At 51.4% G+C, this 22,592-nt stretch carries 22 protein-coding genes and 1 tRNA gene; 3 read left to right on the plus strand and 20 right to left on the minus strand.

From position 1 onward, the window contains the following. Position 1: 1 nt before the first annotated feature. Genes A0W33_RS00665 through A0W33_RS00685 form a run of 5 tightly spaced genes read right to left on the minus strand, consistent with a single transcriptional unit; the run spans position 2 to position 5,060 of the window. The gene (locus A0W33_RS00665) at positions 2 to 739 is read right to left on the minus strand and encodes a class I SAM-dependent methyltransferase (protein ID WP_068836374.1); all 738 of its coding nucleotides are present in this window, start codon (positions 737 to 739) and stop codon (positions 2 to 4) included. Then, positions 736 to 1,626 (minus strand): glycosyltransferase family 2 protein, encoded by an 891-nt coding sequence (locus A0W33_RS00670; protein ID WP_068836375.1) that lies wholly within the window; start codon positions 1,624 to 1,626, stop codon positions 736 to 738. The genes A0W33_RS00665 and A0W33_RS00670 overlap by 4 nt, the downstream gene beginning before the upstream one ends. Next, a complete protein-coding gene (locus A0W33_RS00675) occupies positions 1,607 to 2,890 on the minus strand; it encodes a glycosyltransferase (RefSeq protein WP_068836376.1) in 1,284 nt (427 codons plus the stop codon). Before A0W33_RS00675 ends, A0W33_RS00670 begins: the two co-directional genes overlap by 20 nt. Before the next feature lie 17 nt (positions 2,891 to 2,907). Next, positions 2,908 to 4,191, minus strand: a complete 1,284-nt coding sequence (locus tag A0W33_RS00680; RefSeq protein ID WP_068836377.1) for an ABC transporter ATP-binding protein — start codon at positions 4,189 to 4,191, stop codon at positions 2,908 to 2,910. Positions 4,192 to 4,205: 14 nt separating this feature from the next. Further along, complete coding sequence (locus A0W33_RS00685; RefSeq protein ID WP_068836378.1) at positions 4,206 to 5,060, minus strand: ABC transporter permease; 855 nt, start codon at positions 5,058 to 5,060, stop codon at positions 4,206 to 4,208. Positions 5,061 to 5,633: 573 nt separating this feature from the next. Between A0W33_RS00685 and A0W33_RS00690 the strand changes: the two genes are divergently transcribed. Further along, positions 5,634 to 6,437 (plus strand): pseudouridylate synthase, encoded by an 804-nt coding sequence (locus A0W33_RS00690; protein ID WP_068836379.1) that lies wholly within the window; start codon positions 5,634 to 5,636, stop codon positions 6,435 to 6,437. A gap of 146 nt (positions 6,438 to 6,583) precedes the next feature. Here A0W33_RS00690 and A0W33_RS00695 read toward each other — a convergent pair. From A0W33_RS00695 to A0W33_RS00740, 10 genes are all read right to left on the minus strand, one after another. Continuing rightward, positions 6,584 to 6,671, minus strand: a tRNA-Ser gene (locus tag A0W33_RS00695). A gap of 51 nt (positions 6,672 to 6,722) precedes the next feature. Beyond that, a complete protein-coding gene (locus A0W33_RS00700; RefSeq protein ID WP_068836380.1) occupies positions 6,723 to 7,796 on the minus strand; it encodes an asparaginase in 1,074 nt (357 codons plus the stop codon). A 2-nt stretch (positions 7,797 to 7,798) separates the two neighbouring features. Next, complete coding sequence (locus tag A0W33_RS00705) at positions 7,799 to 8,566, minus strand: TatD family hydrolase (protein ID WP_068836381.1); 768 nt, start codon at positions 8,564 to 8,566, stop codon at positions 7,799 to 7,801. 148 nt (positions 8,567 to 8,714) lie between these two features. Next, positions 8,715 to 9,809: a glycosyltransferase gene (locus A0W33_RS00710; RefSeq protein ID WP_068836382.1), complete on the minus strand. Its 1,095-nt coding sequence runs from the start codon at positions 9,807 to 9,809 to the stop codon at positions 8,715 to 8,717. Continuing rightward, positions 9,806 to 10,435: a polysaccharide deacetylase family protein gene (locus A0W33_RS00715; RefSeq protein WP_244888611.1), complete on the minus strand. Its 630-nt coding sequence runs from the start codon at positions 10,433 to 10,435 to the stop codon at positions 9,806 to 9,808. Before A0W33_RS00715 ends, A0W33_RS00710 begins: the two co-directional genes overlap by 4 nt. A gap of 118 nt (positions 10,436 to 10,553) precedes the next feature. Then, positions 10,554 to 11,780: a PP2C family protein-serine/threonine phosphatase gene (locus A0W33_RS00720; protein WP_068836383.1), complete on the minus strand. Its 1,227-nt coding sequence runs from the start codon at positions 11,778 to 11,780 to the stop codon at positions 10,554 to 10,556. Beyond that, complete coding sequence (locus tag A0W33_RS00725) at positions 11,773 to 12,954, minus strand: ABC transporter permease (RefSeq protein WP_068836384.1); 1,182 nt, start codon at positions 12,952 to 12,954, stop codon at positions 11,773 to 11,775. The genes A0W33_RS00720 and A0W33_RS00725 overlap by 8 nt, the downstream gene beginning before the upstream one ends. Beyond that, entirely contained in the window at positions 12,955 to 13,212 is a 258-nt protein-coding gene (locus A0W33_RS00730) for a hypothetical protein (protein WP_068836385.1), read from the minus strand. It abuts the gene before it with no gap. Beyond that, positions 13,209 to 14,180, minus strand: a complete 972-nt coding sequence (locus A0W33_RS00735; protein ID WP_229802019.1) for a glycosyltransferase — start codon at positions 14,178 to 14,180, stop codon at positions 13,209 to 13,211. The genes A0W33_RS00730 and A0W33_RS00735 overlap by 4 nt, the downstream gene beginning before the upstream one ends. A gap of 158 nt (positions 14,181 to 14,338) precedes the next feature. Beyond that, complete coding sequence (locus A0W33_RS00740) at positions 14,339 to 15,328, minus strand: lysylphosphatidylglycerol synthase domain-containing protein (RefSeq protein ID WP_068836387.1); 990 nt, start codon at positions 15,326 to 15,328, stop codon at positions 14,339 to 14,341. Positions 15,329 to 15,352: 24 nt separating this feature from the next. On the opposite strand from A0W33_RS00740, the gene ruvC reads away from it, so the two are divergent. Then, a complete protein-coding gene (gene ruvC / locus A0W33_RS00745) occupies positions 15,353 to 15,925 on the plus strand; it encodes a crossover junction endodeoxyribonuclease RuvC (protein ID WP_068836388.1) in 573 nt (190 codons plus the stop codon). A gap of 580 nt (positions 15,926 to 16,505) precedes the next feature. On the opposite strand, the gene A0W33_RS00750 is transcribed toward ruvC, so the two are convergent. The 5 genes from A0W33_RS00750 to rsmA form a co-directional block, all read right to left on the minus strand. Next, a complete protein-coding gene (locus A0W33_RS00750; protein ID WP_068836389.1) occupies positions 16,506 to 16,907 on the minus strand; it encodes an HIT family protein in 402 nt (133 codons plus the stop codon). A gap of 4 nt (positions 16,908 to 16,911) precedes the next feature. Further along, positions 16,912 to 17,385 (minus strand): transcription elongation factor GreA, encoded by a 474-nt coding sequence (gene greA, locus A0W33_RS00755; RefSeq protein ID WP_068836390.1) that lies wholly within the window; start codon positions 17,383 to 17,385, stop codon positions 16,912 to 16,914. Between the two features lie 417 nt (positions 17,386 to 17,802). Next, a complete protein-coding gene (locus A0W33_RS00760; RefSeq protein WP_068836391.1) occupies positions 17,803 to 18,756 on the minus strand; it encodes an NAD(P)-dependent oxidoreductase in 954 nt (317 codons plus the stop codon). An 85-nt stretch (positions 18,757 to 18,841) separates the two neighbouring features. Beyond that, positions 18,842 to 20,197, minus strand: coding sequence for a magnesium transporter (gene mgtE / locus A0W33_RS00765; protein ID WP_068836392.1), 1,356 nt, complete (start codon positions 20,195 to 20,197; stop codon positions 18,842 to 18,844). A gap of 12 nt (positions 20,198 to 20,209) precedes the next feature. Then, positions 20,210 to 20,995 carry a 16S rRNA (adenine(1518)-N(6)/adenine(1519)-N(6))-dimethyltransferase RsmA gene (rsmA, locus tag A0W33_RS00770; RefSeq protein ID WP_068839855.1) on the minus strand — a complete coding sequence of 262 codons (786 nt, stop codon included), beginning with the start codon at positions 20,993 to 20,995 and terminating at the stop codon, positions 20,210 to 20,212. Between the two features lie 157 nt (positions 20,996 to 21,152). Here rsmA and A0W33_RS00775 point away from each other — a divergent pair, with 157 nt between their 5' ends. Then, positions 21,153 to 22,586 (plus strand): leucyl aminopeptidase family protein, encoded by a 1,434-nt coding sequence (locus tag A0W33_RS00775; protein WP_068836393.1) that lies wholly within the window; start codon positions 21,153 to 21,155, stop codon positions 22,584 to 22,586. Positions 22,587 to 22,592 lie beyond the last annotated feature (6 nt).

A 22,592-nucleotide genomic window follows, 5' to 3' on the forward strand; every position in this document is an offset into this window, starting at 1 on the left:
CTTAACGTGCTTTGGTAACTTTCGCTGTTACAATCACCTGATACTGCGCGTCCAAGAAATCAAGCTGCGCTTTTGTGAGTTCCTGCACGCCCATGCCATATAGGAAGGCGGTTGCCACATGCACATTCCCGAAATAGTTGATAGCAGCCGCGCAACCCGGAAAAGCCTCTGCCAGCAAGCGCTCCACGGCTTTATCTGTAAAGCTCCAGTACCATGTTTCCTTCCACTCGCCTTTATCAATGGGGGTGATGCCGGGAGTGGTAAGCAAAAAAGCACCTCCTGGCTTGAGGATGCGGAAACAGGTTTCCAGGGCAGCCTTAAAATCATAAATCAGGTGCAGCGTTTGCGTCAGCACAATGCAGTCGAAAGTATTACTGGGAATGTGCGGGGCATTGCTTAAGTCTCCTATAAACGATGCGGCCTTGTTGCTTTCGTCGATGTGCAGAATATCGCTTTGCTTCACGTTGATGCCCCCGTACAGCATAGTATATTCGTTGTCGCCAATCTCCAAAACCCGTCCTTTTATACTTGCTGCCTCCTTCTCCAGAAAGTTTTCGATGTAATACCGGTCTACCGGACCGCCACGGTCGTAGCCAAAAGCAGTGCTGAACGGGAGCACCTCCCCGAAGTCGCCGGTGGCCACTTTGCCTACCGCCGGTATATAGTTCTTGTGCAGTACCTTATGGTGCAGCCATCGTAAGCCAAACGCAGGTGCATGTTTCTTGATAAACGCCTTCATTTTAAGAGCAGCTGGGTTAGTAGAAATTTAAAATATAGGGTAGGCTTGTATTTCAGCAGCATTTGCCTCGCCTGCCGGTTGATGGGAGTTTTTTTGTGTCGCAGTTTATGGTATAGTTCCCTGCAGTAATAATTAATAAAAACGTTTCTTCCATCCCGGCTGCACCTTTCCTCCTCGGCAGCGCTTAGTTCTTTCCGGTGATTGTCCAGCACATGCAGCACCCCCTGTAACATGGCTGGGATGTTTCCCGACATGTTGGAGTTATGGTAGCGGTAGGCTGCGATCTTATGTGTCTGATGCCCTACCGGATGCTTTCGCGCAATCTTCAGAAACACATCGTAATCCTCGCAGTTCTTCAGGCCTTCGTCAAAGAGCACCTCCTCCAGCGCTTTTCTACGGAACAGGACTGTAGCTACCATGCCGATGTAGTTGCCCTGTAGCAGCCTGTGGTAATGATTTTCGTTTACCTCCTGCACCACTTCCTGTACCCGGTTCTCGTCCACAAAAACTTCATCAAAGCCTCCTGACACGAAAGCATGCAGGCGGTGCTGCTCCAGATAAGCCACCTGGTGTGCTATTCCTTGTGGGTACAGCCAATCGTCGGCATCCAGAAAAAGGATGTATGCTCCTGTACTGTTCCGGATACCAGTGTTTCGGGCAGCCGACAGACCCCGGTTGTGCTGGTAGAGGTACCTTACCCCTTTATAGCCTGTAGCCACGGCTTTTGTGCTATCTGTAGAGCCGTCGTCTATTACCAGAATTTCTATGTTTCGGTAGGTTTGCCTTTGCACGCTCTCAATGGCCTTACAAAGAAACGCACCATGGTTGTAGCACGGAATTACAACCGAAACCAGCGGCGCTGCTATGTTATCCTGCACTGTGGGCATAGGTCTTTGCTGTTGTCCTGTTAGCTTTGTTTCGGTGTCTGTAGTAAAAGGCAATCCCTGAAAACACTCCAAGAATCTGGTTCCAGAGCGTACGGTACTGGAAACGGTACGCAGGAAAGCCCTTGATGATGGCGCGGCTGTAATTGATTAAAAAAATATTGACCAGGTGCTTACGGTACCTAGCCTGCGGGTGTTGCTGCTGCTGCATCAGGGCAGCGGCGGCATGCCCGCGCATGTAACTGTAGATTTGCTTTTTCAGACCTGCCATGTCCCGGCGGTGTTCATGAAACACGATGGCCCTGGGAGTGTACAGAATTTTTCCGCCTTCAGCCAAAATTCTGTACCACATTTCAGAATCGCCGTTACAGCCTGCCGCACCGGCATCGAGCAGCTCGTTGAAAAGACCTGTACGCTCAAATATGCTTCTGCGGAAGGCCATGTTCGCCCCTGCGCCTATGCGCCACACCGGCGGCCCCTGCGCAAGCGTAGCGTTAAAAAAGTTAGCATCATACTGCTTATCCGTGTAGCCCCGGTTAAAGCTCCAATGCTTCTCAAAGATCAGTTGCGCTTCGGTCTCCAGAGCCGATGCAAGCACCAGGCCGGTTATGGCCGCTACTTCGGGATCTTCGAATGCCTGCCATACCTGGTAAACCCACAGGGGATGCACCACCACATCGTCATCTATGAACGCAACAAGAGGAAAACGGGCATGCAGCACACCCGTGTTTCTGGCGATGTCCAGCCCCGCCCTCGGTTCCGGCACATACCGCACATTTTCCAGTTGCCGCACCACCTCCTGCGTGCTATCATCGGCAGGGGCATTGTCTACCACCACAATTTCAGCGGGAATGCAGTCCGACTGCATTAAAAGCTGCAGGCAGCGGCTAAGTTGCACTGCCCGGTTGCGGGTGCAGATCACGACAGAAACAGGAACGGCTTCCGGAACAGTTTCCGTTTGCCACCGGGCAAAAGCTGTCTCCATCCATTCCTTCCATGCTTCAAACTGCATTCCCGCTATACCTGGCCGCTCCTGTTCTGAAGTTGAAGTATAAAAAGCAAGCGCGGGCGCTATGGCGGCAGTAACTTTTTTGTAGAATTCGGCTTCTATTTGTGCCTCCCCTGGTGCGATGAAAAGGTGCCCTAAGGCAAACTCCTTCCACCAGAAAACCAGGTACGCACCCTGCTGCTGCACGCCAGGCACAGGCATGCTTTTCACATCGTGCAAGTGTAGGTGGGTGATATGGTAGGGTAAAACAGGCGGCATAGAAGTATAAAGACAACCTAATGAAGTACCAGGTCTGATTTCTGAGTCAGGCGGAAAGGCAACTGCGGCCGAACGGCTCCCCACCATTTCCCAAACCATTTGATATCGCCCCGGTAATCTTCCAAATCAAAGGCCAGGCACTCCTCGAACTCAAATAGGGGAATGGAATTATCTCTGGAGGCAACCAGGGTGATAAAATAAGAGCCATCGTTCAGGAAGTTGCCGGGAATAGTAACCTCTCCCTCTATCAACCCCTTATCAAACAGTTTTGCGGCTGACGGGAGATCAAATATGCATTCGCCGGTATAGGAAAAAAGAACAAGGCTGGTGCTTAGCAGAACATCATCGCTCATGTTCCATAGTTGGAACTTCACCGTAAGTGGCACACGAATGTCCAGAATGTCTCCTGGGTTTTCGAGGTGCGGGACAAGCTCCACTGATTTGAAACGCACCTTCTCATTGCCTGGCGCCTGTGCCGGCGATTCCCAACTTTGCTTCAGCCTGTACTTCTGCACTCCGGCAATGTACTTGTTCACCACAGTGGCTACATCTCCGTTCTCCATGAGTTTGCCCCTCTGTAACCAAATGGCCCTGTCACAGAGGTTGTTAATGGCCTGCATGCTGTGGCTCACAAACAAAATGGTTCTACCATCAGCCTGCGACACCTCCCTCATTTTTCCCAGGCATTTCTTCTGGAAATCTGCGTCACCCACAGCTAGCACTTCATCCACAATCAGAATATCCGGCTCCAGGTGCGCCGCTACCGCGAAGGCCAGCCGCACGTACATACCCGATGAATAGCGCTTCACGGGCGTATCAATAAACTTTTCTATACCTGAAAAAGCGACAATTTCATCGAATTTGGCTTTAATTTCATCTCGCCGCATCCCTAAAATGTAGCCGCTGATGTAGATGTTCTCTCTGCCCGTGAGTTCCTGGTGAAAACCCGTTCCCACCTCCAGCAGGCTGCTCACTTTGCCGTTGCCGTGAACGGTGCCGCTGGTGGGTTTTACTATTCTGGATATAATCTTCAACAAGGTGGACTTGCCCGAGCCGTTGCTCCCGATAATGCCTAGGGCCTCGCCTTTGTTCACGCTGAAGTTAATGTCTTTGAGCGCCCACAAAAACTGCTTGTTAGCGGCAATAGCCTCCTCACTCTCCAGCTTAAAAAAAGGATTCTCCTTTTTCAATACAGACGTAGACCACCAGCGCTGCAAGTCCTGCCGCAGTGAGCCGGTGCCGATAGTGCCCAGGCGGTACAGTTTCGACAACTCCTCCACTCTTATAACTTCTTCTCCCATACTTATACTTATGGCTACACAACGTCTATTAATTTATCGCCCTGCTTGTTGAACACAAGCACGGCGCCGGCAAGCAAGATCACGATAAAGAGCATGCTGTACCCCAACTGCAATACGGTAACTGCCCCTTCGCCCAACAAGGCAAACCGGAACAACTCAAAGAGCGGTGTCAGCGGGTTAATCTGCACAATCCAGCGCACATCCTCCGGAACGGTCAGTACCGAATAAATAACGGGGGTTACGAACATGAACAGCCGAATTCCGAGTGTTACCAGGTTGATAACATCCCGGTACTTGGCCGTGAGCACAGAGGAGATAAGCCCCAGGGCCAGGCCCATCATTCCCACAAAGGCCACCACCACAGGCAGCACCAGCACCCACGAGGTGAAGGAAAATGTTAGTCCGAGGAACAGCCAGTAGTAGGCCACCAGCAAGAGCAGCAGCAGCAATTGTATGGCAAACCGGATAAAATGCGTGCTTACCACCGATAGCGGCATAACAATGCGCGGAAAGTATACTTTACTGAAGATATGCGCATTGTCTTTGAAGGTGAAAGCCGTTCCGCTAAAACTGTCGCTGAAGAAGTTCCAAAGCACTATGCCGGAGAAATAAAACAGAACCGGCGGAATAGTGCCCGTGGGAATACCAACCAGCTTTCCGAAAACAAGCACATACGTCACCAGTGTTAACACAGGCTGTAACAACACCCACACCGGACCAAGTATAGTTTGCTGGTAATTCAGCAGAAAGTCACGCCGGATCAGGCTGCCCACCAAATGACGGTAGCTCCAGAGATTTTTGAAGTTCCACCCCCAGTAGCTTGTTCCCGAATCTATTTTCCACTCCCAGGCTTTTTCAGCTGCAGACATATGCTGTTTTTGGATGTTTAGTTAATCAGAAAAGTAGCCTTTTGCACCGGCTCCTCTTGTTGAAGAAGCTTAATTGAGGCATACTTCATTTACTTGAAATAAAATTCACTACTTAAAGCCAAGTCTGTTATGCTTGGTTTATGGCAAACTATTCTACTCATACTCCTATACCAAGCAAGTATACATATACTCCTATACTAGTTAAAGGTTCTGCTCTTATTTCAATTGATACTAAAAAGTGTATAATTTTAGATTAGCTGTGTAATGGACTTTTACCTGTACTTGCTCATTATGGAAGTATAAAAGAGTAGTTGCTCGTTTGTAGAATATCAGCTTTGGGCAGGCTAATGTTGTTCATTTAAAAAACCTGATTTGGGTTCATGAGCCATCTGCAACTATTACCTGAATGCTGCATTAAAGTTAATCTAAGCAAACATCTTGTGTTCCAGTTCATCCGATTTAACTTAGAATGTAGGTCTCATTTTGAGAAACACATTTTATGACTTAAAGAATGGCCTCTACATTCATTCCTTCTCCCTACCTTTGCCCGCGAATAACGTAAAGTGTATACGCTTGCCACAGCCCCTACTTCCTGACACCTCGCTTTTCACTCCTTTTCTGGAAATACCCAAAGCACTCACCTTACCTGCTAAATTCAACTATCCCTTTCAGTACGTACCTCACCCGCTTAGCCTGCTGGCTGCAGAAAAGCTACAGGCTTACCTTAGGGAGCAGCAGGACTGGGAACATAATTTTGGATTACTTCAAGGGCAGGAAGGAAATATAATTGGAAAAATGTTTGGGGTGCTGGTAGTGCGAACGCAGAAGGGACAACTTGGCTACCTTTCAGCGTTCTCAGGTAAACTTGCAGGCGGGTACCATCATGCAGGCTTTGTACCGCCGGTTTTTGATGCACTGCAGGAAGGCAGCTTTCTGAATTCTGGAATGCAGGAACTAACCCGCATTAATCAGGAAATAAAGGCGCTTCAGGACCTGAAAGAAGAGGAAAACCTGAACAGAATCAAAAGACTGCAACAGCTACGCAAATCAAACTCCATTGCCTTGCAGGGAAAACTGTTTGATCAATATCATTTCATGAATCAGGCCGGCGAAACAAAGAGCCTGCGGCACATTTTCAGGAAAGAGACGCATAAGAATCCTCCAGCCGGTGCCGGTGAATGCGCCGCTCCAAAACTTTTACACTTCGCCTTTCAAAACAATTTGACGCCCATATCTATGGCAGAGTTCTGGTGGGGACTGTCACCTAAATCTGCACACTGGAAACACGGCCACTACTACCCCGCCTGCCGCGAGAAATGCGCCCCTATTCTGGCACACATGCTACAGGGTATGGCGCTAGAGGAACAGCAGCGGTAAATCCTGTGCTGCTTCTGCTGATAAGGGAAACAAAAAAGAAAACGCAGGTAACGCGCGTGGGGAGAACTGCAGACAGAAATCTTTCCTGAGTAGCCTCACTTTTGAAAGATAAAAAGGCCTTGTACCATATGTACAAGGCCTTTTTGCAGAGAGTGAGGGATTCGAACCCTCGATACCCTTTTGAGGTATACACACTTTCCAGGCGTGCTCCTTCAACCACTCGGACAACTCTCTTTGATGGTGCAAATATACGTTATTCTGGTTTACATCTGCAAGTATGGCACCTTATACTTCTATGGTTATTTCACCGCGCAGGTTCTGTTCCAGCAGCAAAACGCTTTCCTGATACGGCAGGCCCTGCCCCAGCACATACATCAGCTTCGTGATGGCAGCCTCTGTGGTGATGTCTGCCCCGCCAATCACGCCCAGTTCCAGCAGGTAGCGGCTGGTTTCGTAGTTCCCCTGGCGCACACGGCCCTCATCGCACTGCGACACATTCAGGATCAGCACATCGCGCCGGATAGCACCGCCCAATAATTCAAGAAGCCAGGGCGCTGTCGGAGCGTTTCCTGCACCAAAAGTTTCCAGCACCAGGCCTCTTATTTCCGGTGCCTCGACTATACTTCTCACCATGGAGGGTGTAATGCCGGGGAAAAGCTTCAGGATGGCCACCCTATCATCGAATTGGTAGTGGACGCGGAACGGGTAATCCGTATGCTTTCCGACGGCGCTCCAGAAGTAGTCTATATTCACTCCTGCCTTTGCCAGCGGCGGGTAATTTTCTGACTTAAAAGCGTTATACTGGCTGCTTTCTACTTTTTTGGCCCTGTTGCCACGCAGCAGCAGGTTATGGAAGTAGATGCACACTTCTGGCACCGCGCTTTTACCATTTATTTTCGTGGCCGCAATCTGCAGGGCCGAGATTAAATTTTCCCGTGCATCTGTCCGTACACGCCCAATAGGCACCTGCGCCCCCGTAAAGATGACAGGCTTTTGCAGGTTCTCCAGCATATAACTTAAAGCAGAGGCACTGTAGGCCATGGTGTCGGTGCCGTGCAGAATCACAAAGCCATCGTAGTAGCTGTAGTTTTCCTCTACAAGGCGCGCCAGCTGGTGCCAATCTGCAATCGTTACGTTAGAGGAGTCGATAGCGGGCTCCAGGCTCACCACCGTGAGCAGGAAGTTAAACTGCCTCAGCTCCGGCACCTTCTCAATAATCTGGCTGAAGTTAAAGGGCACCAGGTGCTTATTTTCCTCATCAAACACCATCCCAATGGTGCCACCTGTGTATATAATCAGGATGGACGCCTCTGGATTTTCGGGTGCGGCGGTGTCGATGTCTACTTTCACAAAATCCATACCTACAGCTTAAAGAGGTTCAGCGCGTTTACAGTAGTCTGCTCAGCTATTTCCTGCAGCGGCTTCTCCAGCAGGTCGGCCACGCGTTGCGCAATCAGGGGCAGGTACACGGGCTCGTTGCGTTTGCCACGGTGCGGGGCAGGTGCCAGGTAAGGGCAATCCGTTTCCAGCACCAGGTCCTCGGGTTGCAGGTGCGGAATCACTTTGTCCATGCCGCCATTCTTAAAGGTTGCCACGCCGCCAATGCCCATCAGGAAACCTAGCTTTTTTACTTTCTCGGCTTCCTCGAGCGTGCCGCTGAAGCAGTGGAAAATCCCTTTCAGCGTGCCATCCTGCGCGGCAGAGATAATCTCGTAGGTTTCTTCAAACGAATCGCGGGTGTGAAGCACGATGGGCAGTTTATACTTCTTAGCCAGTTCCACCTGCACCTTAAGAGCCTCCTGCTGCTGCGGTAGGAAGGATTTATCCCAGTAAAGGTCTATGCCACACTCGCCCACGGCCGCAAACGAATGTTTGCCTAGCCACTCCTCCACCAAGTATAGCTCCTTCTCAAATCCCTTTTCTACGGAAGTCGGGTGCAGGCCCATCATGGGGATACACTGGCCCGGGTACTTCACCTCGGCCTCCAACATGGCATCAATAGAAGTATGGTCGATGTTGGGCATGTATATTCTGCTTACCCCCTCCTGCTGTGCCCGCTCCACCGCCTCGGCACGGTCAGCGTTAAACTTTTCTGAATAAATATGTGCGTGCGAATCAATCAAGTTCATGTATACTTTTTTTTAGCATTGAATAGATCAATGCAGTGCCACCTCATTTTAGAGCCGCAAGTTAGGAATTTATCCGCTGCCAGCTGAAACGGTCAGGCAAGAGACATCTTTGTACTTTCTAACTCTCTCAGTCCCCAACCTTCAACTGCTAATACTTCCTCCCTTTCCAGTTCGTTTTTATTGGCAGGAAGAAGTACACGATAAGTATGATGGAGGAAACAACCAGGTACAATTCGAACAGCGGGTACATCCACCAGGCAGTGGTGCGGCCAACGCGTCGCAGGCAGATGCGCAGAAATAAACTCTGCAGCACCAGTTTGAATGTAAAAATAGCCAGCATCACCCCCACCGAAGTATAGGCAAAAAATGGAAGCAGCACGGGGTAATAAGCCGAGTGCAGAATGAAGATGATGGCCATGTAAAAGGGCAAGTGCATGGAGCCGCGCATCCAGCGCCTGCGCTGGTCCAGGTAAGATTTTAAATTTTCAGGGGGCGTGGAAAGCGCCAGCACCTCCTTACTGTATATGTTCCGGAAGCCCCAACCGCGCTTCAGTACCTGGTTAAAAATGGCGATATCCTCGGTAATGGAGAAGTCAATGCCTTCGTACCCCCCCACCTCCTCATAGGCCCGCCGGCGCAGCAGCATATTATTCCCCATGGTTGTCACGCGCAGGTTCAGGTCCGACACCACCTGTATCAGCCCCAGCGCATACAGCCAGTCCAGCGCCAGGAGTTTGGCGAAAAAGCCTTTTCCGGCCGTGGTGGTGATGCCCGTTACCACTCCTATTTTCTCGTTCTCCAACCCGGCCAGCATAGTTTCGATCCATTGCGGCGGCACAGCAATGTCGGCATCAGTGTAAAAGAAATAGTTGGTGGTGGCAAGTTTGGCCAGGTGCGCCAGCACATTGGCTTTGCCCTTTGCCTTGCCTAACGTATGGGTGATGGTGATACAGGTATGGTTCGGCTTGTCGCTGATAAACGCGTCGATCACCGCACGGGTGTTGTCGGTGGAGGCATCGTCGCCGATCAGCACCTCAATCTTGTCTTTAGGGTAATTTAGCTGCTCCAACGCCTGCAGGCAGCGTAAGACAGTATGCTCCTCGTTTCGGGCGGCTATAAGTATACTTACAGGCGGAAAGTCTGTCAGAGATGCGGCATATTGTTTCCTGTTGAAGAGAAGCAGGGCAAGCAAAACAAAAAAAAGGGTGAAGTAAAGTATAAAATAGGCTACCGATACAATCATAGAGTCTCAAAAGTATAGCCCAGCCTGTTGAAGTGCTCTAAAAAACGCGGCAGGGCATACATCATGTTTCGTTTAGCTTTCAGGCTGTCGTGAAATACGATAATGCTGCCGCTTTGGGTATACTTAATTGACTTGCGCAGGCAAGTTTCGGGTGAGAGGCTTTGGTCGTAATCGTTGGTGAGCACATCCCACATGATAATCTCGTAATTGGGTTGCAGTTGCCGGCCCTGTGCCCTTGTGATGCGCCCGTACGGTGGCCGGAACAACTTTCGGTTAGCCTGCTGCAGCTTTTCCACCTCCTGCTGGCATCGCTGGGTATTGTCCAGGTATGGCTGCATGGCAGTGTTCCAGCCCTTCAGGTGGTGGTACGTATGGTTTGCCAGCAAATGGCCCTCTGCAACTAATCCATTCGCAATCTCCGGGTGCTTGTACAGGTTGTCTCCCACGCAGAAGAACGTCGCCTTTGCCCCATACTTGCGCAATTGCTCAAGAACCCAGGGCGTCACCTCCGGAATTGGCCCGTCATCAAACGTAAGAAACAGTTGCTTGCCCTGCACCTCCCTATGCCACGTATACCGGGGCATCAGCTTTTTGAGCAACCAGGGCGTTTTGTAAAGGCGGAGCAATTTTTTTAATTGTTGATGGTTTAGTTGTTTGATTGCTGACCTAATTGAGTAATTTCATTACTTTAATTGCACTATTACTGATCAACAATTCAGCAATCCAGCAACTCAACAATAAAATTTATTTAAACCGGCAGGACAGCAGCGTAATGTCGTCGTTGAAGGAGGCCTCGTCGTTGTAAAGGTTGATCTCGCGGAGCAGTTGCAGGTGCAGCATTTTAGAGCTCAGGAAGCGGTTACGCTGCAGGAAATCAATGGTGCCCTCAATGCCGTACTCCGCCTCGTCCTCGTCAAAAACCTCGGTCAGGCCATCAGTATAGCACAGCACCACCGAACCCTCCGGCACATGCACGCGCCCCACATTCATAAACGGCAGCACGTCAAACACGCCCAGCATGGTGCAGCCGTCGTTCAGCAGGTAATGAGAGTTGTCTTCGTACAGCAGGATCGGGGCGTTATGGCCGGCATTCACATAGGTAAGCTCCCTGCTTTTGCGGTTGTAAATGGCCACAAAGGTGGTAATAAACTTCTCGGCGATCGCGTTCCGGTAAATCAGGTTGTTAAGTTCCGAAACCACCGTGTTCAAATCTGAGGTCTGTCGAAGTATGGTTCGAAGCCCCGCCTGGAAGTTCGACATCAGCAAAGAGGCTGGTACTCCCTTGCCCGACACGTCTGCCACGCAGAACAGGAACTGGTCGGCATCTATCTCGATGAAATCGTAGTAGTCGCCCCCGATGGAGGAGTGCGGAATGTAGCTGGCGTGAATGGTTACGTCCCTGTCGTTGGGCAGGCTCTTTGGAAACAGCATGCTCTGCACCTCGCGCGCAATCTCTATCTCGCGTCGAATGGATTCCTGCGCCAGTCGCTGTCGCGCCATCTTGTGGTTCTCGATGGCCACCAGCATAATGTTACTGATCGTCTGCACAAAGTTCAGCGCATCGAGGTTGTTATAGTAGTTCTGCAGCTTGCCAATCAGCACAAAGGCCAGCACCTTATTGTTGTGCAGCACCGGAATCACGATGTCAAAGCAGCGCCACTTCTTATCAACCTTCAGTTTCGAAATCTTCGTGATTTCCTTTACCTGCAGCATCTCTTTGGGCAGCGTCAGCTTGTTGAAATCGTGCTCGGTACCTGAGGAGTTAACCATGCAGGCCCAGTCCCCGTCGTGCACGTACAGCACCAGCTGCCGGATCTGCAACTGGGCAAGCAGCGTAAACCGGTAAATCTTGTACAGGGCGTTCTCTGGCAGGTTCGCGTTAATGGCCTGAGTTATCTCAAGCAAAGCAGTTAACTCCAGCTTCTTCAGGTTCAACTCCTGCTGCGGATTCGGTAAAGGTATATCAGGCATTTGATATCGGAATTTTAGGATCGTAAGCATCGCGCAGGCCATTGCCAAGCAGGTTGAAGGCCAGCACCAGCAAACTGATACAAATACTAGGTAAAACTACTAAAAAAAGGCCAGCTTTGGCACCTATCAACTGGAAGCCCTCATTCACCATCATGCCCCACGAAGGCGCAGGTGGCTGCACGCCCAGGCCCAGGAAACTTAGGCCCGCCTCGATAAGTATGGCCGAGGCAAAATTTGCTGTGGCAATAACTATCAAAGGTCCCGTCATGTTTGGCAGCAGGTGCCGAAAAATCATTTTATACTGCGGCACACCCAGCACCTGGGCTGCCTCCACATAGGTTTTCTCCTTCAAACTTAAGATCTGGCCCCGCACCACGCGCGCTACCTCCACCCACATGGTAAGCCCCACCGCCACGAAAGCCACCCACACGCCTTTGCTGTCGATGGCCAGGCTGATGGCGATTACGAGCATAATGCCCGGCACCGACCAAACCACCGTCATCAGGAAGAGCATGAGCTTGTCCACCCATCCCCCAAAATAGCCTCCCGTCGCTCCGATCAGTACGCCGATGACGAGGGAGATCAGCACCGCCACAAACCCAATTCCAAGAGAGATGCGTGTACCAAGTATAAGCCTGCTCAATACATCGCGGCCGGCTTTATCAGTTCCTAAAAGGAAAGTTCTTTCGGACAAATAGTCTTGCTCTATTCTTGCTTCAATTGTTTCTTTATCAGCCCCTTCAGCAGCATCACCGGAAAACAACTTTAAGTCGAACACCCGCTCCTGATCGGCCTGGGCGTTGTTGCTGCGCAGTGGCTGCACCACCAAACTATCGCCCCTAAACGAAAAGCTTTCGATCGGCACCTCCAGGTAACCGGCCGGCTGCCCGAATAGCATCAGTTCCAGCGGGCTCACCTCCTCTGCCTCACCCACGGCTGTAGGCACGCGCAGTACCTGTGTGGCAAAACCGGGTTGCTTTTTCTGTATCTGCACCAACCCGTTGTTCGCATTGGGCGTGTTATCAGGCATGATCAGGTAACCAAGTATAGCCACCAGCACAGCCACCACAATAACCACCAGACCAATCATAGCAGGCTTGTTCTGCAGCAGGCGCTGCCGAATGTAGTAGGAAGGCGGACGCGACACTGGCGCGGCTTTGGTGATTGTCGCCATTTAGATAGAATTATGCACCACTAACCCCGCTTTGGTGGCCAGGTAGAAATAAGCGTGGCAGTGTTGGCCGAAGCTCCCCTCCTCATACTCGTGCTCAGTATCCTGGTCGGGGTAAAGAATCTTGACATAGCCGCGCTTGATCAACGCCTGCAATGCCGCACACAGCTCCTCATCCGTCAGCGACAGGGTGCTTTTCAAATCCGGGTAGGAGGTGACGAAGTATAGCTCGTCTAGTACGTCAAATTCGTTTTCTGTCATGGGGTTCTGATGGTCCGGCCTTTCCAGCTGTAGCGGCCAAAAAGGCCTAGAACAGCTGTAAAAACCACGTACGGTATGTACACCAGCTGCAGCGGCAAAGCGTACCATAAGAACTGCTTTTTGCCCATGAAGCCAAGTATAGAATTTAAAAATAAGCAATCGATGGCAAACTTGGCAACATATCCGCATAAAAAGACTTTCAGGGACATGTCGCCCCATATAACCAGCGGAATGGCCAGGAACAGCAGGAAGTTCACCAGGAACACGCACACCGCTACCAGTTGCACCTGCAGGCTCTGATACGACTTCCACTTGCTCGCCCACCTTACCCGCTGCTGCACAAAGGAATTCAGCGACTTACGCGCTTCAGTATAAACAATAGCTTTACTTGATTTCAGAAACCTGACGCGACCCGGGAAGGCCTTGTGCACCTTGTGCAGCAGGAACTCATCATCGCCGGAGGCAATGCTTTCGTTGCCCGTAAAGCCTCCCACCTCCTTAAATATTTCTTTGGTGTAAGCCAGGTTGGCGCCATTGCACATGTTTGGCTTATGCAGGGCGATGGAGGCCCCACCCACCCCGACCAGGGAGGCAAACTCCACCAACTGCATCCGCTCGAAATGGGTGGGCGTAGGATGAAAGCAAACGGGGCCGCTGATGAAGTATGGCTGCTCCGTCTCATACAGGTGAGCGTACTCCCGCAGCCACTCCGGCCCTACCCGGCAGTCCCCATCCGTAAACACCAGTAGCTGCCCCTGCGCCTGTTCCACCCCCAATTGCACGGCGGCTTTCTTTCCTTCTTGTTTAACATAATCCTGCAACTGCAGAAGCTTCACGGATAAACCTGTTGCACGTATAAACTGCTGTACCTGTTCTTTGGTGTTGTCTGTGGAGTGATCATCCACCACGATTACCTCCAGCAGTTCCTGTGGAAAATGCTGCTGCTCCAGGTCACGCATTAAGTACATAATTTGCTCATACTCATTACGAACAGGTATGATGACTGAAATTTTAATTGAAGGTTGATAGAGAGCAGGCGTAGCCGTATCAGGCAGCTTGTACCAGGCCAGCCAGCGGCGAAGAATCACCCAGGCGTACCAAAAGATCGAGCCGGCCAGCAACCAGCTCACGCGGCCACTCCCTTTCGGATAAGGCGAAGGCGCAACACGAAGAACAGCCCCACTACACTGGGCACCGCAATATTGAGCAGCCAAAGGCTTAGGCTGGCACTTAGCACCTGCAGGCGCTCCTGCCCCAGCAAGCCAAACAAGTACATGGCTGACAGCTCCCGCACCCCCAAATCAGACAGCAAGCTCACCGACGGCACCACCGATTTAAGGAAGAAGGTGCCGGACACGCCGCTGAGGTACTGCACCGGGCTAAGGCGCACATCGAACAAAACCAAGAGAAGTATAAACTGTAGCAGGAACACGGCATAGCGCCCCAGCGAGAGCCACAGCAGCCGCGTCATTTCTACCGAAGTATAGCGCCCCATGATGGAGACATAGGGAACAAAGGACCGCAACGGTTTAACGGCCGCCACTACCGCCACCATCGCCTTCGCATTGTAGAGCAGCAGCAGCATTGCTACAGAGAGCGCAGCCAGCAGTACCAGCAGGCTTAACGCCACGCCGGGATACGCTTGCCAGCCAAACACGAAGATGAAGTACAGGAAGCCGGATGAGCCTGCAAGCACGGTGGCCACCAGCTGGCAGAACCTCCCGATGAAGATGGCACCAACGGCCTCCAGCCGCTGCCGGCTTTTCAGCTCCAGCACACGGCCGGCATAGTCGCCGAGGCGGTTCGGGGTGATGAAGCCCAAGGTAAGGCCCACCATCACGGCCCTATAGGCCCTTAAGAAGGAAATAGGCTCCAGTTTTTGACCCAGCAGCTGCCACTTGCGCGCCTCAAAGCCCCAGTTGAGGGGAATCAGCAGGGCGGTAAGTATAAACAGGAAGCGCAGCGGGCTTTCAAGGGCCCGGCGCAGAATTCCTCCCCAGCTTAAAAAAGCATCGGGCGCGGTAAAAATAGCCTGGTACAGCAGAAACAGGGTCAGCCCCACCACCGCCCCTTTGCCGAGCAGCAAAAGGATTTTTTTGTTTGGTTTGATGTTCAAGATAATGTCTAAATTTGCACTCCAATGGTTTACTCTTCCGCACTTCCGCCCAACAAATTAATTCTTGGCATCGACCCCGGTACACAGATTATGGGCTATGGCCTTATTGAAGTGACTGGAACGAAGGTCCAATTGCTGCAATACGGCGTCATCAACCTCAAAAGCTACAGTAATCACGCCATCAAGTTAAAGAAAATTTTTGACCGCATGATACAGCTCATCGACGAGTACCTTCCCGACGAGCTGGCCATTGAGTCTCCTTTCTTTGGTGTGAATGTGCAGAGTATGCTCAAATTAGGCCGCGCGCAGGGAGTAGCCATTGCCGCTGCCCTCTCCCGTGATATTCCTTATGTGGAGTATGCGCCTAAAAAGATCAAACAGTCTATCACAGGCAACGGCAACGCTTCCAAAGAGCAGGTGGCCAGCATGCTGATGCAGATCCTCAATATAAAAGAAGCTCCCAAGCTACTCGATGCGACAGATGCGCTTGGTGTGGCTCTTTGCCACCACTACCAGAAAGGCAACAATGCCAAGCAAGGCGGCAAATCATGGAAGAGCTTCGTTACGGATAATCCGGACAGGCTGGCGGGGAAGTAGCTTGCGCATCTGCTCTATTTCTGGCGCAAACGTTCGCTTGTGACTTCAACCGCTCGGACTTTGTGCAGTTTAAAGTACCATAGCCGCTGCTTATTGCAACTTTAGACAAGCTATATTTTCTAGCCGCCGTTCACCCTCCAGTTCCCAAATACCCACTGTTTCACCTTTGGCTTTGGAGCGCTCACGGCCGCGAGGCCCCGTCTTGGGGGTAGGAGCCCTCGATAAGGGTATCGCGCTGGGACCTTTTCTTTGCTCGCTGGCGCATCGCAATCCCGCTCACGCGGGACCGAAAAACTCCAAAGGCGCTCAACCCAAGGACTGGAAACAATTCAGCTAACTAAGACTGTAGGGATGCAACTTAGGCTAAGTCCCCCTTTGAAGGGGGTAGGGGGATGTTTATACTTCTGCAGAATACTCCCGCTAGGAATAAATACCCAATACTAAATATTTACTTATAGTAATAAATTTGGAGAATTGATCCTGCACGTCGGCACAAGCGGACACTTGTGCCAGAAACTGAAACAGGCAGGGCCGGCAGTATACTTGCCGGCCCTGCCTGTTTTGTCTTTTTCCAGATAGGTTAATCGGCCTGATAGGCTTCTCTGATTTTTTCGGCTACGGCCTCAAACTCTTTTTTGCTAAACTTCTGTTTGTTGGCGAAGTTCATGTCCTGCATGCTGTTGAGCGGGATCAGGTGCACGTGTGCATGGGGCACCTCAATGCCTACCACGGCCACGCCAATGCGCTTGCACGGCACGGCTTTCTCCACGGCGGCGGCTACCTTTTTGGAAAAGGCCATCAGGCCCAGGTACAGGTCGTCGTCCAGGTCGAAGAGGTAATCGATCTGCTGCTTCGGTATAACTAACGTATGGCCTTTGGTGGTGGGAAACACGTCCAGGAAGGCAAGGTAGCGGTCATCCTCTGCTATTTTGTAGGCAGGTATCTCCCCGTTAACAATCTTAGTGAATATCGAAGCTTCCATGGTTTTAGCGGCTGATTTCCAAAATTTCAAACTCTAGTTTTCCGGCGGGCACCGTTATCTCGGCTACATCGCCTACGGATTTGCCCAGCAGGCCTTTCCCGATTGGTGATTTCACGGAGATTTTTCCTGCCGCAAGGTTTGCCTCTTCCTCTGCCACCAGCACATAGTCCATCACCATGTTATTCTTCAGGTTCTTGATTTTCACCTTTGAGAGGATCAGGGCCTTGCTGCTATCCAGGTTCGTCTCGTCTATCAGGCGGGCATTGCCTACCACTTCCTCCAGCTTCGAGATCTTTAGTTCCAGGTGGCCCTGAGCGTCCTTGGCTGCATCGTACTCAGCATTCTCACTTAGGTCACCTTTGTCGCGGGCTTCGGCCAGTTGGCGCGCTACTTCAGAGCGACCCTTGGTCTTGAGCTCTGCTAACTCTTCTTTCAGCTTTTTCAGCCCTTCAGCAGTGTAATAACTAATGTTGCTCATTGTATGATTTTCACGTTTTGAAACACAAAAAACAAAAAGAACGGTTATGGCGTGCATAACCGTTCTTTTTGCCAAATATGTAAAATTATTTAGTTCTTTTCCAGTGCGGCGGCAAGTATAAAGATCAACGTGCCACCACGTATAGCATAAGCGTAAGTGCTACTGTTTTTTACGCAAACAGGCTCCTCCCGTTTCGCGCGCTAGTATAGCAAAGGTATAAAATCCAGTGTAGAAAGTGTAATTTAATTTTCCACCGCATATTCTACGTATTTATACTTGTATAAGTATAAAACGCAAGTGTAAAGATACTGTTTCAGCGCTTTTGCTCTTAAATCTCACCTTGCTTTGCTAAATTATTCAAATCTGTCCCGATGCTTCTAAAAGCTTTTTTGCAGCAGTTTTATACTTTCCCTTTGATCAGTTATTCTCCTTCAGTAACTGTGCAATTTTCTGCACCAGCACCTCGTTGATCTTCACGTAGGACTCATGCGTCCAGCCGGCAATGTGGGGCGTCAGGATCACGTTGGGGGCAGCGGCCAGATAACCGAATGTCTGTTGCTGTTGTGCGGTTAAGGTCGATAACTTTTCATTTTCCAATACATCAAGCGCGGCTCCTTTTACCCTTCCCGATTTCAGGTGATTCACCAAGGCCTGCTGGTCCACCACATCGCCGCGGGAGGTGTTTAAAAACCAGATGGGCTTCCGGAAAACGTTGAAAAAGGTATCATCAACAAACTGCAGGTTATTGGCAATATACGGAATATGCAGGCTTACCACATCAGCCTCCGCCTGCAGTTCCTCCAGCGACACACAGGCGACGGGTGCACATACTTTTTCAGGGGCATAACGGTCGTAGGCGAGCAGGCGGCAGTTAAAGCCCTGTAACACGCGCGCAAAGCTTTGCCCCATGTTGCCGAAGCCGATAATGCCCACCGTTTTACCGCTAAGCTCCTCACCCCTGTTTTCTTCCCGCAGCCATACTTTGTTCTGCACTTGGCTGTGGCTGCGCGAAACATTACGAAGCAGCGACAGCAATAAACCCAGCGTAAATTCTCCTACAGCCTGGCTGTTGCCCTCATTCGCTCCCAGCACCCGAATACCTTGCTGCTCCAGCTGCTCCACGTCAATGTTATCAAGCCCCGCTCCTGCCCTTGCCACAAATTTGAGATTATCAGCCAAGGCAACCGTTTCAGGGGTAATGCGCATCTTAGATCGAACAATCAGCCCGTCCATACTTACCAAGGCTTCTTTTACCTGAATCGGTGCCATGTTCGGCTCATATACAGCCTCCACTCCTATACTTTCCAGCAGCGGAAAAATGCTGTGGTGCAGCTCGTCGATGATCAGGACTTTGGGTTTGGAGAGGCTCATCTAAGTATAAGGCAGGATTTAAGTTGATCGAAAAGTATAGGATGCTGTGTGCTGGCGGCAACACTGGCGAAACCACAAAGTTTAGTTACAGGGCACTATAGAGCATGTGCGCCACACCAAAATAAATAGCAAGGCCAAGCAAGTCGTTGGCGGTGGTGATGAATGGTCCGGCGGCCACGGCAGGGTTGATGCCAAACTTATCCAGCACCATGGGCGTGATCGTTCCCATCAGCGAGGCCAGCATCACGACCGAAAACAGCGCAATAGACACCACCAACGACAAAGGCACATCGCGGCGGAACAGGTAGGTAAGCGAGAAAACCAGCAGGGAAATGATCGCGGCATTGAACAGCGCCACCAGCAACACCTTCAGGAAACGTTTGCCAAGGTTGTCAAACATAACTTCGTTACTCGAAAGCGTTTGGATGATGATGGACGAAGATTGAATGCCCACGTTACCGCCGGTTGCCGTGATCAGGGGCACAAACAAGGCCAATGCAGGCAGCAGGGCAATATCAGCCTCAAAAATACCCATAAACTGGGCAGCCAGCATACCACCCACCATGCCGATCACAAGCCACGGCAAACGAGCGCGCGAAATGCGCAGCACGCTGTCATCTTCCTCCACGTTTTCGGTGATACCCGTCATGAGCTGGCGGCTTAACTCGGCCTGCTCCTGCATCACGTCCACCATGTCGTCGATGGTTATGCGGCCCAGCAGGCGCCCTTGGATGTTCACCACAGGAATTGCCTCCAGGTCGTAACGCTGCATCACGCTTACCACCTCGCTCTCATCCTTGTAAGACTCGATGGAAATCACATCCTCGCTGTAGATATCCCTCACCTGGGCGTCATCCTTCGAAAGAAGCAGTTTTTTCACACTTACCCGGCCCACCAAAATGTCGCGGTTGTCTACCACGTATACCGTGTAAAACCGCTCCACCTGCTCAGCCTGACGCCTGATTTCATCTATACACTGGCGCACGCGCCAGTTCAGGTTAACTTTGATAAGCTCTTTTGCCATCAAACCACCCGCACAGTCTTCCTCGTAATGCAGCAGGTCAAGTATAGCGGCGGCTTTCTCCTCGTTCTCCAGCAGGGCAATCACCTCCTCGCGCGTCTGCACCGACATCTCGTTTAGAATGTCCACCGCGTCATCCGAGTCCATGAGGTTGACGTAGCGCGCCACCTCCTCGCTCGTGAAGTTGTCGAGGAATTCAGAGCGTACGTCGTAATCCAGGTCTGAGAGAATTTCGGAACCTAATTCGGCCGGCAGTATGTCCAGCACAAACCGCGATTCGTTTGCATCCAGCTCGTACAACACCGTGGTGATATCGGCAGGGTGCATGTCTTCCATCGTGCCCAGGATATAGTCTTTATCCCGGCGTTCAATGGCCTGCTCTACCTCTTCAATATACTCACGTGTTATCTCTACCTGCATGTGGGGTGCTTTTTAAGTATTCTGATGTTGCTCTACTAATTGCGTCAGCGTCACAAACTCCTGTACCGACAGCTGCTCCGGCCGCTCGTTAAATACGGGCAGGGCTGTCACCTCGGCAGGCATGTTAAAGCTTCGAAGAGAGTTACGCAGCGTTTTGCGGCGTGTTCCGAAACTAAGCTTCACCACCTGCCGGAAAAGCTTCTCATTACAGTCCAGCTTCTCCACCTCGTTGCGCACTAGCCTGATAACGGCTGACTTCACCTTCGGCGGTGGATTGAACACATGCTCAGCCACCGTGAATTTATACTCTATGGTATAAAACGCCTGCAGCAGCACGCTCAGGATGCCGTATACTTTGGATCCCGGCGGAGAGGCCAGCCGCTCGGCCACCTCCTTCTGTATCATACACACCACTTCCGGCACCACATCGCGGTGATCCAGCACCTTAAAGAATATCTGGCTGGAGATGTTGTAGGGGAAGTTGCCGATGATGGAGAATTTACCCGGGAACAGCGTGCTCAGGTCCGTCCGCAGAAAGTCGGCCAAAACTATGCGTTCGCCTAATTCCGGGAAATGCTCCTGCAGGTACACAATGGATTCCTTGTCGATGTCGAGGATCGTGGTGCTGTACTCCTGGTGCTGCAGCAGGTATTTGGTAAGCACACCCATGCCGGGCCCTATCTCCAGTACGTCCTTCACGCCCTGGGGCAGTGTGAGCTGCTCCACAATCTTTGCGGCTATGTTCTGGTCCACCAGAAAGTGCTGGCCCAGGTGCTTTTTTGGTCTTACGTTTCCCAATTGGTGCTGTTTATTGTTCTGATGCACAAAAGCATACTTCTGCGCCCAGTCCCGTTATACCTTTATTGTATACGCCATAGCGGTCCGGCAGCAACAGCAGCCTTTTCGCTTTCCGTATTATACTTACTATATTGCAACCCAAAGATACGAACGACAGATGCCAACACAACTTAAATACAACACAAGCTTAACGAAAAATGCGAACCTGGCGCTGCTGGTGGCCTCCGGCGAGGCGGCACAGCTAAGCGAGCTGCAGCCCGAGGAGCAGGCGTACGTGCAACAGCAGGTGCAGCAGGAGAGCAAGTTGATCCTGTTGAACCGTTACTCCCACCGTGTATACGTGGTGGTAGCGCCCGAAGCCAAAACAGACGCAGCCCGGAACGAGGCAGTACGTCAGGCCGGCTCCACATTGCTAAAGCAACTGAAGGCAGACAAAGTAGAAGAGATCGTCCTACTTGATAAAACTGGAACCGGTGCTGGTTTATACCTGGCCGAGGGCCTTTACCTGAGCAACTACACCTACTTCAAGCATAAAACGAAGGATGTTAAGCCCAGCCCGCTGCAACGTATAACCATAGCTGATGCTTCGGTAACGGAAGCGCAGGTACAGGAGCTGGCGCATGTGCTGGAGGCGGTAATAGAGGCCCGCAACCTGGTGAACGAACCGCACAGCCACCAGTCGGCCACGCAATTCAGCGAGCAGCTGGAGGAACTGGCAGATGCGGCAGGCTTTAAAATTGAGGTGCTGGACGAGATTAAAATTCAAACCCTGAAGATGGGTGGACTGCTAGCCGTAAACCAGGGCAGCGAAGAGCCGCCTACCTTTAATATACTGGAGTGGAAGCCGGAGGGAGCAAAAAACACAAAGCCTTACGTGCTGGTGGGCAAAGGCGTGGTATACGATACAGGAGGATTAAGCCTGAAGCCAACGCCGCAGTCGATGGACTACATGAAGTCTGACATGGCTGGCGCGGCCGCTGTGGCAGGTATCTTATATGCTGTGGCCAAAAACAAACTGCCGTTGCACGTTATCGGGTTGATTCCTGCCACCGACAACCGCCCTGGTGGACAGGCCGTGGCTCCGGGCGATGTGATCACGATGCACAACGGCATGACGGTGGAAGTTCTCAACACCGATGCGGAAGGCCGACTTATACTTGCCGACGCCCTGAGCTTTGCCAAGAAGTATGATCCGGAGCTGGTGCTGGACTTTGCCACGCTGACAGGTGCCGCCATGCGTGCCATCGGCAAGGAAGCATCCGTTGCCATGGGCACAGCCGGAGACGAGACCGTTTCTGCTCTGAAAAAAGCAGGAGAAAACGTGCACGAGCGCCTGGTGGAGTTTCCGCTATGGGACGAGTATAAAAAGCAGATAGAATCTGACGTGGCTGACCTCAAGAACCTGGGCGGAGCCGACGCAGGTGCTATCACAGCAGGCAAATTTCTGGAGGCGTTCACCAGTTATCCGTGGATGCACTTTGATATTGCCGGCACCGCCTACCTGCATAGCGAAGACTCCTACAGGGGCAAACTGGGTACCGGCACCGGTGTTCGCCTTGTATACAATTACCTTAGCGCACTGGCTCAATAAGCAAAA

Origin of the sequence: Pontibacter akesuensis, assembly GCF_001611675.1 — a bacterium.
GTDB lineage: Bacteria > Bacteroidota > Bacteroidia > Cytophagales > Hymenobacteraceae > Pontibacter > Pontibacter akesuensis.